9 protein-coding genes are annotated in these 13,527 nt (G+C 60.5%); 7 read left to right on the top strand and 2 right to left on the bottom strand.

The window, feature by feature from the left end; all coding sequences use genetic code 11:
- The first annotated feature begins 670 nt into the window (after positions 1-670).
- Positions 671-937, top strand: coding sequence for a T9SS type A sorting domain-containing protein (locus PK28_RS08870; RefSeq protein WP_044513421.1), 267 nt, complete (start codon positions 671-673; stop codon positions 935-937).
- Between the two features lie 119 nt (positions 938-1,056).
- On the opposite strand, the gene PK28_RS08865 is transcribed toward PK28_RS08870, so the two are convergent.
- Entirely contained in the window at positions 1,057-1,842 is a 786-nt protein-coding gene (locus PK28_RS08865; RefSeq protein WP_044513420.1) for a DUF2490 domain-containing protein, read from the bottom strand.
- 302 nt (positions 1,843-2,144) lie between these two features.
- Positions 2,145-2,780, bottom strand: a complete 636-nt coding sequence (locus tag PK28_RS08860) for a flavin reductase family protein (protein WP_044513419.1) — start codon at positions 2,778-2,780, stop codon at positions 2,145-2,147.
- A gap of 501 nt (positions 2,781-3,281) precedes the next feature.
- On the opposite strand from PK28_RS08860, the gene PK28_RS08855 reads away from it, so the two are divergent.
- From PK28_RS08855 to PK28_RS08830, 6 genes are all read left to right on the top strand, one after another.
- A complete protein-coding gene (locus PK28_RS08855; RefSeq protein WP_082017036.1) occupies positions 3,282-6,728 on the top strand; it encodes a class I SAM-dependent DNA methyltransferase in 3,447 nt (1,148 codons plus the stop codon).
- Between the two features lie 533 nt (positions 6,729-7,261).
- Positions 7,262-8,671 carry a TlpA family protein disulfide reductase gene (locus tag PK28_RS08850; protein WP_156126318.1) on the top strand — a complete coding sequence of 470 codons (1,410 nt, stop codon included), beginning with the start codon at positions 7,262-7,264 and terminating at the stop codon, positions 8,669-8,671.
- 228 nt (positions 8,672-8,899) lie between these two features.
- Complete coding sequence (locus PK28_RS08845) at positions 8,900-9,307, top strand: DoxX family protein (protein WP_044513416.1); 408 nt, start codon at positions 8,900-8,902, stop codon at positions 9,305-9,307.
- Positions 9,308-9,541: 234 nt separating this feature from the next.
- Positions 9,542-11,083 carry a SulP family inorganic anion transporter gene (locus PK28_RS08840; protein WP_044513415.1) on the top strand — a complete coding sequence of 514 codons (1,542 nt, stop codon included), beginning with the start codon at positions 9,542-9,544 and terminating at the stop codon, positions 11,081-11,083.
- Positions 11,084-11,407: 324 nt separating this feature from the next.
- The gene (locus PK28_RS08835) at positions 11,408-11,701 is read left to right on the top strand and encodes a hypothetical protein (protein WP_156126317.1); all 294 of its coding nucleotides are present in this window, start codon (positions 11,408-11,410) and stop codon (positions 11,699-11,701) included.
- Between the two features lie 303 nt (positions 11,702-12,004).
- Positions 12,005-13,471 carry an APC family permease gene (locus PK28_RS08830; protein ID WP_044513413.1) on the top strand — a complete coding sequence of 489 codons (1,467 nt, stop codon included), beginning with the start codon at positions 12,005-12,007 and terminating at the stop codon, positions 13,469-13,471.
- Positions 13,472-13,527: the final 56 nt, after the last annotated feature.

Below are 13,527 nucleotides of genomic sequence, written 5' to 3'. Positions count from 1 at the left end.
GAAATACGGGCGCTGTTTCAGCCTGTTTTTATATAGACGGGAAGGCAATAGAATGTGCTGCTGACGTTGCCCGGCTATGGTCCTGCATCCCCTATCTGTCATCCTGAGGCAGCAGCCGAAGGACCTTCTCACCGCAGAACGATAATCGTAACAACGACTCGTTCGAACGGGATAAGGTCCTTCGCAAGCTCAGGACGACAGATGATTTTGGGCGTGATGTTTCGCCTAATCATTCGATTCGACACCGCTTAGCAGCACAGTTAATGAAGGTTAAATACCCCGAAAGCCTACTGCTCATAAAGCCTGGCTTACCCGGCTCCTAAAATCCGTTACCACACTGCCACCGCACCCAAAACCGGTATAAAAGCTTGTCATCCGCTAAAATTCTGCGTGTTTTTTAACCGTAATCCTCCCCGGCCACCAGCCGCTTGACCTTACGGCGCGGGAACAGATTACCCCTGGTTTTACGTGTGCAGCAAGTGTGCACAGCGGCTGAGTTGCCGCGTCAGCCTGCCGCTATGGGCCTATCCAAAACTTGATTCTTTGCCTTAAGGGCCAGTAAATTAGGTTTCGGCAGAGGCCTATTTCCCTTACCGGCGCCTGCTATTTTCTGCTTAGCACCACTACCACGGCCCTGACACAGCCGGCTACCGCTACCAGTGCCGCCAAGGTGGCACCCGCTTCCCTGGCCGCCGAGCTGTACCCCAACCCACAGGCCGCCGGCCAGCCCGTGCTGCTGCGCCTGAGCCGGCGCACGGCCGCGGCCCCTACCGTGAGCATCCGCGTGCTGGATATGCAGGGCCGCGTGGTGTGGCGCAAAACCACCTCCGCCGAGAGCTTGAATGTGCAGCAGGAAGCCGCCCTGCAGGCCGGCGTATACCAGCTGCAGGTAACCGATGGGACCACCAAAATCAGCAAAAAACTGGTGGTACTGTAGTTCATCTGTTTCCCTCTTCTCAAAACCAAAACAGCGTTACCCGACCGGGTAACGCTGTTTTGGTTTTAAAGGCCAACTGTCAAGGCCTGCTCTGCCTCGCTACAGGAAAAAGCAAAGCGCTAGTCCTGGTGGGAAGGCATGTGGTCCTCGGCCGGGGCAGTGTTGCGGTGGGCCAGCTTATACACCACCGAGAACACCAGGTTATGCTTGGCCGAAGTATTCGGGGGCACAAACTGGCCCTGCTTAAACGTAGGCACGTTGTAATTAGCCTGATTTATCCAACCGCCCTGCACCGTGAGATGGTCATTAAACTGGTAGCCCACGCCGGCATATAGCCGGTTGCGCTCAAACACCGGCCCCTTGGGGTTCAGGAATATCTCATCATACACCGATAAAAACACGGTATTGGCCGTGATGGTGCTGTTATTGAGCGGCAGGAAGGTATTGAGGCGGTAGCGCAGGCGGTTGCGGGTAGAGGTACTGTCGTCGCGGTAGTTAAACCAGCGCTGCTCCAGGCGGTAGCGGTGCTCCACTTTCAGGCGGCTCATGTACTGGTTGAGCACCAGCTGCAGCCAGAGGCGGGCTTCTTTATTGTTGGGGCCGGCCTCCAGGTTTTTGGGCGTGTAGGTGGCGTAGCGCCCGCCGGCCACCATCACGGTAAAGTTCTTGTCCAGGTCGTAGCTCAGGCCACCTTTCAGCTCGTTGTAGAAGTACTGGCTGAACATGCCGTTGGTGCGGGCCTGTAACTCGGCAAAGCCGCCCCACTTCTTCTCGGGCGTGCCCGGGAGCTGCACGGTGCCAATAAACCAGGTGCCCCAGGAGCCGGGCGTCTGGGCATGGGCAGCGGGCGCGCCGGCGCCGAGCAGTGCAAGAAGGCCACCGGCCAGGCAGAATGCTTTGTTCATTGGAGTAGGGCGGATTGGAGCGCCGAAGGTAAAAAAACTTACCGCCCCTCCCACCCTTTCTTTCAGGCCGATGAAAGGGTGGCACTAGTCACCGGAACCACCTGTGGATGATGTTGGAAAAAGGCTGTCATGCCGATTCACTGTGTGGGGTAGAGGCGCACTATTTTGCGCCTCGTCGTTGAACGACCAGCACCGCGCCGCCTAAACAACCTCAGCACCGACGAGACGCAAAATAGTGCGTCTCTACCGCAACCACCCCACGCCAGGTGCTTCAACAAGCTCGATTGGCCAAAACAGAAAACCTACTCCGCCAGCGGCACGGGCGGCTGGCCTGCCCGGGCATAGCCAAAGCGGGTGGGCTCCGTTGCGGCGTGGTAGGCATCCAGGCCGGAGATGCAGGCGCTGCCCAGCGCCACCAGGTCCAGGGTACCATCGGGGCGCAGGCCGGCCTGCGGCAGGTAAACGTGCTCTACGGTGCCCACCAGCAGCACGGTGCCGTTGGAAATGGGCAGCTCCTCGCGCAGGCGCAGCCCCATGCTCAGGGCGCTTTCGGCCACATACGGGGCCGGGAAGTTGTGGCGGTACAGGGGCGTAAAGCCGCAGGCCGCAAACTCCGATACCTCTTCGGCAAAGTTGGCGGAGGTATAGTGGGCCTGGGCGGCCAGCGCCACCGGCACGTGGTTGAGGGTGTAGCAGCCGTTGCTGAGAATGTTCTGGTACGTGTGCCGGGGCACGGTGGCCGGCCGCGTTACCAGGCCCAGCAGGGGTGGGTCGGAGCCCAGGTGCAGGGCCGAGCTGAACACGGCCAGGTTGGTAATGCCCGTAGCGCCCACCGTGCCAATGAGGTTGGCGGGTTTAAAGCCGGGCAGCCCATTCACCAGGTTGAGGCGGTAGATTTTTTCCAGGGCCTGAATGTCGGCGGCAGTGAAGTGAAGCATAGCGGGCAAAACAAGAAGAACCGCTATGCAGACCGGCTGGCCGCCGCTTTGTTTCAGACCACCCCCGGCAAGCCCCCGGCCCGGGGTTTAGGGGTGATGTTGCAGGGAAAGAACGTGCCCTGGTAAGGTTGTGGTTAAGGTTCTATCAGAACGTCCTGTCGAGCAGGTGGCGCACCCAGCCACGGACCGTGCCATCCCACGCGAGATACTTCGGCTGCGCTCAGCATGACGGACTCTACTGGAATGACGCTCTTTTTTAATCGTTTGTTTCCCAACAACAACCCCAGCCCGCGGGATGGCTCGATCCGCGGCTGGATGCGCAGAATGCTCTACATGCCCCGTTCTGATGGAATGACGTTCCTTTAGAACCTAACTAAAAACTCCCCCTGCCCCTTTAAAAAGAAGCCTACCCAAACGCTCCCCTGCCCCGCCCCGCGGCCTTGCCTGCCCGTCAATTCCCCCTATCTTCCCGGCCCATTTTACTCTCTGCTACTATCCCGCGTGAATTACCCTGATTTTGAAGCCCGCTGGCGCCCGGCCGGCGGCGCTGAGCGCGCCAATTATGGCCTCTTCCTGCAGGACCTCTGCGACCTACTCCAGGTGCCCCGCCCCGAGCCCACCACCGACCTGCCCACCCAGGACCAGTACGTGCTGGAGCGCGCCGTGGAATTCCGCGACGGCCCCAAAAAAAGCACCGGCCGCATCGACCTCTACAAGCGCGGCTGCTTTATCCTGGAAACCAAGCAGGGCACCGATACCCCCGACCAGCAGCAAAAGGCCGAGCGCGCCGAGCTGGGCCTCAGCCCCGAAAAGCGCCGCAAAGGCCACGCCCTGCGCGGCTCCCTGAAGTGGGAGCAAATGATGCAGGCCGCCCGCCAGCAGGCCCTGGGCTACGTGCGCGCCCTCCCGCCCGAGGAGCCCCGCCCCCTGTTTGTGCTGGTGGTAGATGTGGGCTACTGCATTGATGTGTATGCCAACTTTGCCGGCGTGGGCGACTCCTTCGTGCCCTTCCCCGACCAGACGCGCTTCCGCCTGCCCCTCGCGGCCCTGCAGGAAGAGGCCACCCGCCTGCTGCTGCGCGGCATCTGGCTAACCCCCCGCGAGCTGGACCCCTCCCGCCGCGCCGCCCGCGTTACGCGCGAGCTGGCCGGCTACCTGGCCGGCGTATCGGCGCAGCTGGAGCGGGCCGGGCACGCGCCCGAGGTGGTGGCCCAGTTTCTCATGCGCTGCCTGTTCACCATGTTCTCCGAGGACGTGGGGCTGATTCCTAAAAACAGCTTCACGGGTATGCTGCGCACCTACTCCACCCCGGAAATGCGCGAGTTTCTGCCCGATGCCCTCGCCGCCCTCTGGCGCACCATGGATACCGGCGGCTTCTCCCCCGACCTCAAAGCCCGCGTGCGGCGCTTCAACGGCAAGCTCTTTCACGATGCCACTGCCCTGCCCCTCACCCCCGACCAGATGGCCCTGCTGCTGAAAGCCGCCGAAGCCGACTGGACGGCCGTGGAGCCCGCCATCTTCGGCACCCTGCTGGAGCGCGCCCTCGACCCCAAGGAGCGCCACAGTCTGGGCGCCCACTACACCCCGCGCCGCTACGTAGAGCGCCTGGTGCTGCCCACCGTGCTGGAGCCCCTGCGCCGGGAGTGGACGGCCGCCCAGGCCGCCAGCGCCCGCCGCCTCGAGGAAGACCAGCCCCGCGAAGCCCGCCAGGAGCTGGTGCGCTTCCTGCAGCGCCTCACCAGCCTGCGCATTCTGGACCCTGCCTGCGGCTCCGGCAACTTCCTCTACGTTACCCTGGAGCACCTCAAGCGCCTGGAGGGCGAGGTGCTGGCCGCCATCAACGCCTTTGGGCACAGCGGCCTGCTCGATTTGGGCGGCGGCACCACCGTCTCGCCCCGGCAGCTGCTGGGCCTGGAGCTGAACCCGCGCGCCGCCGCCATTGCCGATGTGGTGCTGCGCATCGGCTACCTGCAGTGGCACCTGCGCACCCACGGCGACACCCAGCTGCGCGAGCCTCTGCTGGATGAGTACCAGAACATCCGCCAGCAGGACGCCGCCCTGCGCCACGACGCGCCCACGCCCCGCCTCGACGCCCACGGCCAGCCCGTGACCCGCTGGGACGGCACCACCCGCCTGCACCCCGCCACCGGCCAGCCTGTGCCCGACGAAACCGCCCGCACGCCCGTGCTGGACTACCCCAACCCCCAGCCCGCCGAGTGGCCCGAAGCTGATTTTATCGTGGGCAACCCGCCGTTTGTGGGGCCGGCCCGCATGCGCGACGCCCTCGGCGACGGCTACACCGAAGCCCTGCGCAAAGCCTACAAAGGCCGCGTGCCCGATTCCGCCGATTTGGTGATGTACTGGTGGTACAACGCCGCCGCGGCCGTGCAGCGCGGCCCCGCCGAGCGGTTCGGCTTCATCACCACCAACAGCCTCAAGCAAACCTTCAACCGCCGCGTGATGCAGCCCTTCCTGGAAGGCGACACACCCCCGCTCACCCTCACCTTCGCCATTCCCGACCACCCCTGGGTAGATGCCGCCGAAGGAGCTGCCGTGCGCATCGCCATGACGGTAGCCGAACGGACCACCGCCGCGTCCTCGGGCCAGCTGCTGGTGCTAAAAACGGAAGCCGCTGTCGAAGGCGACGAAGCGGCTGAAGTGACTTTTGATGCAGAAGAAGGCAGGATTTTGCCAGATTTAACAATTGGGGCTGAACTGGACAGCGCTCAATCCCTGAAGTCAAACAAAGACATTAGTAACCCTGGTGTTAAGCTTCACGGAGCTGGTTTCGTGGTGACTCCTGATAGAGCCCACAGTCTAGGCTTAGGCCGGATTGAAGGGTTGGAAAATCATATCCGTGTATATAGAAACGGCCTTGACTTGACTGGCAAACTTCGAGGTGTAATGGTAATTGACCTCTATGGACTGACTACTTCGCAGGTTCTCGAAAGATTCCCAGAGGTTTATCAGCACGTAGTCGAAACTGTTAAGCCGGAGCGTGATGAAAATAAGCGCGCTTCACGCAGAGACAATTGGTGGCTTTTCGGAGAAACGAATCCAAAGCTGCGGTCAATGCTTAAAGGCTTGCCACGCTACATTGCCACTGTAGAAACTGCTAAGCATCGGCTGTTCCAATTTCTTGATGCAGAAGTATTGCCGGACAATATGCTAATTGCTATTGCCCTTGATGACGCGTATCACCTTGGTGTTTTATCAAGTAGAATACATCGAGTTTGGGCATTAGCCGCAGGTGGCACTTTGGAAGACAGGCCGCGCTACAATAAAACCCGCTGCTTCGACCCATTCCCCCTCCCCGCCGCCACGCCCGCGCAGCAGGCCCGCATCCGCGAGCTGGCCGAACAGCTCGACGCCCACCGCAAGCGCCAGCAGGCCCAGCACCCCACCCTCACCCTCACCGACCTCTACAACGTGGTGGAGAAGCTGCGCGCCAACCAGCCCCTCTCCCCCAAAGACCAGCAGGTAAACCAGCAGGGCCTCGCCTCCGTGGTGCTCAGCCTGCACCAGCAGCTGGATGCCGCCGTAGCCGACGCCTACAATTGGCCCGCCACCCTGCCCGAGGCCGAGCTGCTCACGCGCCTGGTGCGTCTCAACCACGAGCGCGCCCGCGAGGAGCAGCAGGGCCACATCCGCTACCTGCGCCCCGCCTACCAGGCTCCCGGCCAGCAGCAAGCCGCCCTCGCCCTGCCCACCCAGGCCGCCGCCACCACCGCCACGCCCGCCACCACCTCCCTGCAGCCCTGGCCCACCGAGCTGGCCCCGCAAATGCAGGCCCTCCGCGACGCCCTCCAGCAAGCCGCCCAGCCCCTCAGCGCCGCCCAGGTAGCCACCCGCTTCAAGCGCCTCAAACCCGAAAAAGCCCAGCCCCTGCTGGATACCCTGGTGGCCCTCAGCCTCATCCGCCAGACGGAAGAAGGCTACATGGCGTAAGGAAAAACAGAAGCCAGAAGCTGAGAGGCAGGGACTAAAAAACTAGAAAGCTAGTTCCCCTCCTCAGATGAGGAGGGGTTAGGGGTGGTTGATAATCGTTGTTTGCCAGGAGCGTTATGCTGAGCTTGCCGAACGGAAGGTCGCCGTAGGCAAGCATCTCTCCCTCTTCGCCTGTCATCCTGAGCCAAGCGAAGGACCTTCTCACGCTGGAACGAGTCGTTGTTATGATGGCCGTTCTGCCGTGAGAAGGTCCTTCGCTTGGCTCAGGATGACAGATGGTTTGGTAACATCAGCACGCGGGATGCTTGCCTACGGCGACCTTCCGTTCGGCAAGCTCAGCATGACGGCCTAAGAAAGAACGTTCTGGCGTTCGTCAACCACCCCTAGCCCCTCCTCATCTGAGGAGGGGAACTAGCCTGCTAGCTTCTAGCTCGTTTCTTTAAGCTTCCGACTTCCGCCCCACCTGTTTGCAACGCCAGGCCCCGGTATCGGCTCCTGTAGCCGGACGTATCTTTGCTGTTCATTTGTACCCTATGCTCTTATCTCTTTCTGCCTTCCTTCTTAGTGCTGTATTGCCCCTGCTGCCAGGCCCGGCCACGCCACCTCAGGCGCCGCGCATAACCGTGGTGCAGGGCCACCTAGACCATGCCCCCGCCACCGCCGACACGGTGCGCGTGTGGTACGGGCAGTTCAAAAAAGCCAAGGCCGCGCTGAGCCCCTCCGGCGACTTCCGGGTGGAAATACCGGATTTAGCCGCTCCCACGGGGGCCCAGCTGGAAGTAGGCCGCCAGCATACCAGCCTCTACCTCAGCCCCGGCGACAAACTGCAGCTCACGCTGGATTTTGCGCGCTTTGATGAGACGCTACGCTACACCGGCCGGGGCGCCGATGCCAACAACTACCTGGCGCAGTCGCTCTACACATTTGAGTTTGGCCAGAAAAGCCCCGTGCCCAGCCCCAACATGCTCCTCACGGCCACCACCACGCCGGAGCAGATGCGCCAGCGCGCCGACGCCTTCCGGCAGGCCCGGCTGGATTTTCTGGCGGCCTACGCCCAAAAGCACAAACTCTCCCCGGAGTTCCTGCAGGAAGCCACCCGGCGCATTACCATCCGGTGGGCTAATAGCCTGATGGACTACCCGGCCTACTACCTGGGCGTGAACCGCAAACCGGCCGCGCTGCCCGCCAACTACTACGATTTTCTGCAGGGCCTGCCGCTTTCCACCCTCTACGAGCAGATGAGCGGCGACCTGGATGAAAACTCGGCGGCCATGATGCTGCTGGTAAACTACCGCCTGCGCCTGGTCCCCACCGACTCGCTCACCGCCGACCCGGCCCAGGCCCGGCAGCTCTACGCCCTGGCCACCCGGGAGCTGGGCCGCACCGCCACCCGCGACCAGGCCATGTATCTGCTGCTGAGCTACCAGCTGGAGAAAACCCTGCCGGGCGTACTGGCCGCCTACCCCACCTTCCGCGCCGAAAACCGCGACTCGGCGGCCAGTCAGCAGCTGCGCCGCCAGATAGAGAAGCGCCGCAACGTGCAGCCCGGCATGCCCGCCCCCGATTTTACCCTGCAGGATAATACCGGCAAAACCGTATCCCTCCACAGCCTGCGCGGCAAAGTAGTGTACCTCGATTTTTGGGGTACCTGGTGCCCGCCCTGCCTGCAGGAAATGCCCGCCAGCCTGCGCCTGCGCCAGCAGTTTGCCGGCCGCGAGGTAGTGTTTGTGTACATAGCCGTGGGCGATAAGGAGGAAAAGTGGCAGCGCGTGCTAACGGAAAGGCAGCTCACCGGCCCCGGTAGCGTGCACCTCCGCGCCACGGGCTCCCTTGACGCGGAAAACTATCAGGTGTTCAGCTTCCCGGCCTACTATATCATTGGGCGCGATGGGCAGCTGCTGCAGGCCGGCGCCCCCGCCCTTCCGCCGGCCAGCCCGCCGTAGCCGCCCTGGAAGCCGCGCTGCGCCAGCCCTAATCAACCTAAACCGCCACGCGGAAGAGTTGAAGCATCAGGTAGGGAGGTTGTTAGAAAAAAGGTGGTCATGTCTCGACTTCGCTCGACATGACCACCTTTTTTCTAACAACCCCACGCCCGATGCATCTGCGGCACCCCTTCTGACGGACACCACGTATTTACCATAGCCTATCCTCCTTTCATCAGCCTCGCTACTATGAACTACTCTGCTATTGCTTTTGCCTTGCTGCGCATTGTGGCGGGCTTGTTGTTTGCTATGCATGGCAGCCAGAAACTGCTGGGCTTCCCCGGCGACGGACAAACCGTGCCCCTGGGCTCCCTGATGGGCGTAGCGGGTATAATTGAGTTGGTAGGCGGCACACTGGTGATGCTGGGCCTGTTTACCCGCGTAGCCGCCTTTATAGCCAGCGGCGAAATGGCGGTGGCTTACTTCATGGCGCACTTTCCCAAGCACCCGCTGCCCTTGCTTAACCAGGGCGAGCCGGCCGTGCTGTTTTGCTTTATCTTCCTGTTTATAGCCGCTTTTGGGGCGGGCATCTGGAGTCTGGATAGCCTGCGCCACCATCGGCAGCCAGACGTGCTGCCGCCCACCGGCAGCCGATGATGCTTCCCTGGCAGTAGCGCCCACCAGAGCTTTGCAATAAGTAGCTACTTACTCCGTGTGGGCTTTGGCGGGTGATACTTCCGGCCGCACGTCGTACTTTTGAGGGTGCTTATGCTTTATTCCGCTTCCCCTATATTCCAGCTTACCCCACCCTGAGGACTGGCCTATTTACCCCCTGCCGCCGCTTCCCGCCGGAAGCGTGCGGCTTTTCTTTTGCCGTTTTCTCAGCTGCTTATGCTTTCTGTTCTGCCTTACTTCGCGCAGTATAAAATCAACGTTAAAAACGAAATTCTGGCCGGGCTTACCACGGCGCTGGCCCTGGTGCCGGAGGTGGTGGCCTTTGCGCTGCTGGCCCATATCAGCCCGCTGGTGGGCATTGGCTCGGCCTTTATCATTTGTCTTATCACCAGCGTGCTGGGTGGCCGGCCGGGTATGATTTCCGGTGCGGCGGGCTCCGTGGCGGTGGTTATTGTGGCTCTGGTGGCGCAGCACGGCGTGGAGTACCTGTTTGCCGCGGTGCTGCTGATGGGCCTGATTCAGGTGGCCGTGGGGCTGCTGCGGTTTGGCAAGTTTATTCGGCTGGTGCCGCAGCCGGTGGTGTATGGCTTCGTAAATGGTCTGGCGGTTATCATCTTCATGGCCCAGCTGGAGCAGTTTAAGGTGCATGACACCGCCACCGGCCAGGAGCATTGGCTCACGGGCGTGGGGCTGTGGCTGATGCTGGGGCTGGTGCTGCTCACTATGGCCATTGTGTACCTGCTGCCCCGGCTTACCAAGGCGGTGCCGGCCTCGCTCACGGCCATTGTGGTGGTGTCGGCGCTGGTTATCGGGCTGGGGCTGGAAACCAAGTCGGTGGGTGATATTGCTTCCATTGCGGGCGGACTGCCTACGTTCCACCTGCCACAGGTGCCGCTGGCCTGGCATACGCTGGTGGTGGTATTTCCTTATGCCGTTATCATGGCGCTGGTAGGCCTCACGGAAAGCCTGCTCACGCTCACGGTGGTAGATGAAATGACGGATACCCGCGGCCGCGGCAACCAGGACTGCGTGGCCCAGGGCCTGGCCAACGTGGCCTCCGGGCTGTGCGGCGGCATGGGCGGCTGCGCCATGATTGGGCAGACCATGGTAAACCTGGAAAGCCGGGGGCGCGGGCGCCTTTCGGGCGTGGTGGCTGCCCTGGCGCTGGCCCTGTTTGTGGTAGCGGGCTCTTCCCTGATAGAGCGCCTCCCGCTGGCCGCGCTGGTAGGCGTTATGTTTATGGTGGTGATAGGCACCTTTGAGTGGGCCAGCCTGCGCATTCTGCGCAAAATGCCCCTCACCGATGTACTGGTAATGCTGCTGGTCACGCTGGTAACGGCCATTTCCCAAAATCTGGCGCTGGCCGTGCTGCTGGGTGTAGTGGTATCGGCGCTGGCTTTTGCCTGGGAAAACGCCAAGCGCATCCGGGCCCGCAAGTACCTGGATGAGGCTGGCACCAAGCACTATGAAATCTACGGCCCGCTTTTCTTCGGCTCGGTGCAGGCCTTCACCGAGAAGTTCGACGTGCCCCAGGACCCCGCCAAAGTCATCATCGACTTCCGGGAAAGCCGCGTGGCCGATATGTCCGGCATTGAGGCCCTGAACAAGCTCACGGAGCGCTACCAGCGCCTGAGCAAAACCCTGCACCTGCGCCACCTCAGCCCCGACTGCCGCCAGCTCCTGCACAACGCCGGCGCCCTGATAGAAGTGAATATCCTGGAAGACCCCGAATACCGCGTGCTGACGAAGGAAGGATAGTAAGCCTAACCCCATTAAGAGTTAACTCTCCTTTTTAGAGAAGTGTCTTTCAAAACATTTGTCTATCAATATGTACAAGATTTTGCTTTACTAATATTTGTTGTCACTAATATCCCATGAAATAGGTCTTTATCAATGGATTTTGATAACGCTGTTTCTGCCTTATGCACAATTAAATTAGAGATGTTATATAAAAAACACAAATCAGAATAGTCACCATTCCCTTGCTATCTTCCTTTTATCAACCCCCGGAATGAATGTGGTTTGCAACATCTCCTCCTGACCGAGAGACTTGTGTTTCATTTTTATTACCCACTCATTCTTATGAAAAAGGTATTTCGCTTTCTTTCTCTTGCCGCATTATTAGTAGTTGGCGGAGCTAACTTAACTGCTCAGGCAGGTGTAAATACAATGGTTAAGCAGGTGTTGACTTTGTTTCAACAAGGCATGAATGATGGTAAAGCATGGGCGGAGTCGCTTGATCGGGAGTCCTCAACTTACTGGGAATCGTTTGCCATGAAAGAGGACCAATGCCGGGAAAACTCAGACGCAAATGCTTATCCAGGCTCAGCTTATTGGGATGGATTTCTCGCAGGCATGCAACATGCTAATCGATAACACCAAGTAGAATAGCAGGCACTGGAAATCGAAAACAGATCCTTAATGCTGACTATTGCAAAGAGCCCCGTCATAGCATGGCGGGGCTCTTTTCTGTATTTGACTTTAATGCCTTGCTTCGTTTCATCTCAAAGCATACTACCCCGGTACTTGTTGGGCTAACCTTTACCCAGTGGAGGATGAAGCAACATATTATTGCGGGCAAACACTCTTTATGTTCTGCGCCTAAGTAGAAAAAACAGCATTTCACCTATCTCCTCGCTTTCTTTCTATCTTCCGGCAAAACTTCTACCCTCCTCCTGTATGCCCGAAGAACAACAAGGACAGTTTCAGCGCGCCATCACGCTTTTTGATGCCATTATGATAGTAACCGGCAGCATGATTGGCTCCGGTATCTTTATTGTTTCCGCTGATATTGCCCGGCAGGTGGGCTCGGCGGGTTGGCTTTTGGTGGTGTGGCTGCTTACCGGCGTTATTACCCTGGCCGGGGCCGTGAGCTACGGCGAGCTGGCCTCTATGTTTCCCAAGGTAGGCGGGCAGTACGTGTACCTGCGGGAAGCCTTCGGGCGCCTCACGGCCTTCCTGTACGGCTGGACGCTGTTTCTCGTAATTCAGACCGGCGTAATTGCCGCCGTGGCCGTGGCCTTTGCCAAGTTTACCGGCGTGCTGGTGCCCTGGTTCAGCGTGAAGAACGTGCTGTTCAACATCGGGCCGTTTGCGTTCAGCACCGTGCAGCTGCTGGCCATTGTACTTATTGTAGCCATTACGGCGCTTAATGCCCAGGGCGTGCGCACCGGCAAGCTCATTCAGAACGTGTTGGGCTCTACCAAGCTCATTGCCCTGGCGCTGCTCATCATCGGCGGCATCACTTTGGGCCTCAATGCCGAAGCCGTGCAGGCCAACTTTGCCGACATGTGGACGGCCGTGCGCTACCCCGCCCCCGGCGTGGCAGCCGCACCCCTGCCCCTGGACATGACCGGCCTGGTTATCGCCATTGGCATGGCCATGACCGGCTCCCTGTTTTCCTCCGACTCCTGGAACAACATTGGTTTCGCGGGCGAGGAAATTGTGAACCCCGAACGCACCCTGGTGCGCAGCATGGCCATTGGTACGGCCATTGTTACGGCTCTCTATATTCTGGTGAACGTGGTGTATCTGCTGGCTCTGCCGCTGGTAGGCTCGCCGGAGGCCACTACGCTGGCCGGCCGCGGCATTCAGTATGCTACCGATGACCGGGTAGCCACCGCCGTAGCCGAGCACGTGCTGGGCCCCGCCGGGGCCGTGGTAATGGCCGTGCTGATTATGCTGAGCACCTTTGGCGCCAATAACGGCATTATTCTCAGCGGTGCCCGTGCCTACTATGCCATGGCCAAGGATGGGCTGTTTTTCTCCGGGCTGGCCCGCCTGAATGCGGCCGGCGTGCCGGCCCGCGCCCTGTGGGTACAGTGCCTGTGGGCCTGCCTGCTTTGCCTGAGCGGCTCTTACGGGCAGCTGCTGAACTACGTCATGTTCTCGGTTATCCTGTTCTACGTCATCACCATCATCGGCATTTTTGTGCTGCGCCGCACCCGCCCCGAGGCCCCGCGCCCCTACCGTGCCTGGGGCTACCCGGTAGTGCCGGGCATTTACGTGCTGCTGGCCTCAGCCTTCTGCATTATCCTGCTGCTGGCCCCCGATACGGCGGAGTACTCGCGCTACGGCCTGCTGCTGGTGGCACTGGGTATCCCGGTTTACTTCCTGGTTGGCCGCCGCTTTGCCAGATCGGCCTAATGCCTTTACAGGCGTACTATAAGCGCATAAAAAAGGGCTGCAGATTCTCTGCAGCC

The sequence above is a fragment of the Hymenobacter sp. DG25B genome, assembly GCF_000801315.1.
Lineage (GTDB): Bacteria > Bacteroidota > Bacteroidia > Cytophagales > Hymenobacteraceae > Hymenobacter.
Note: the sequence above shows the minus strand (reverse complement) of the source record. Positions and strands in the feature narration are given on the sequence as shown.

Bases quoted from the DNA above. Each gene is read 5' to 3' on its own strand.
- PK28_RS08865 (WP_044513420.1), bottom strand. From the start codon at position 1,842: ATGAACAAAGCATTCTGCCTGGCCGGTGGCCTTCTTGCACTGCTCGGC.
- PK28_RS08860 (WP_044513419.1), bottom strand. From the start codon at position 2,780: ATGCTTCACTTCACTGCCGCCGACATTCAGGCCCTGGAAAAAATCTAC.
- PK28_RS08850 (WP_156126318.1), top strand. From the start codon at position 7,262: ATGCTCTTATCTCTTTCTGCCTTCCTTCTTAGTGCTGTATTGCCCCTG.
- PK28_RS08845 (WP_044513416.1), top strand. From the start codon at position 8,900: ATGAACTACTCTGCTATTGCTTTTGCCTTGCTGCGCATTGTGGCGGGC.
- PK28_RS08840 (WP_044513415.1), top strand. From the start codon at position 9,542: ATGCTTTCTGTTCTGCCTTACTTCGCGCAGTATAAAATCAACGTTAAA.
- PK28_RS08835 (WP_156126317.1), top strand. From the start codon at position 11,408: ATGAAAAAGGTATTTCGCTTTCTTTCTCTTGCCGCATTATTAGTAGTT.
- PK28_RS08830 (WP_044513413.1), top strand. From the start codon at position 12,005: ATGCCCGAAGAACAACAAGGACAGTTTCAGCGCGCCATCACGCTTTTT.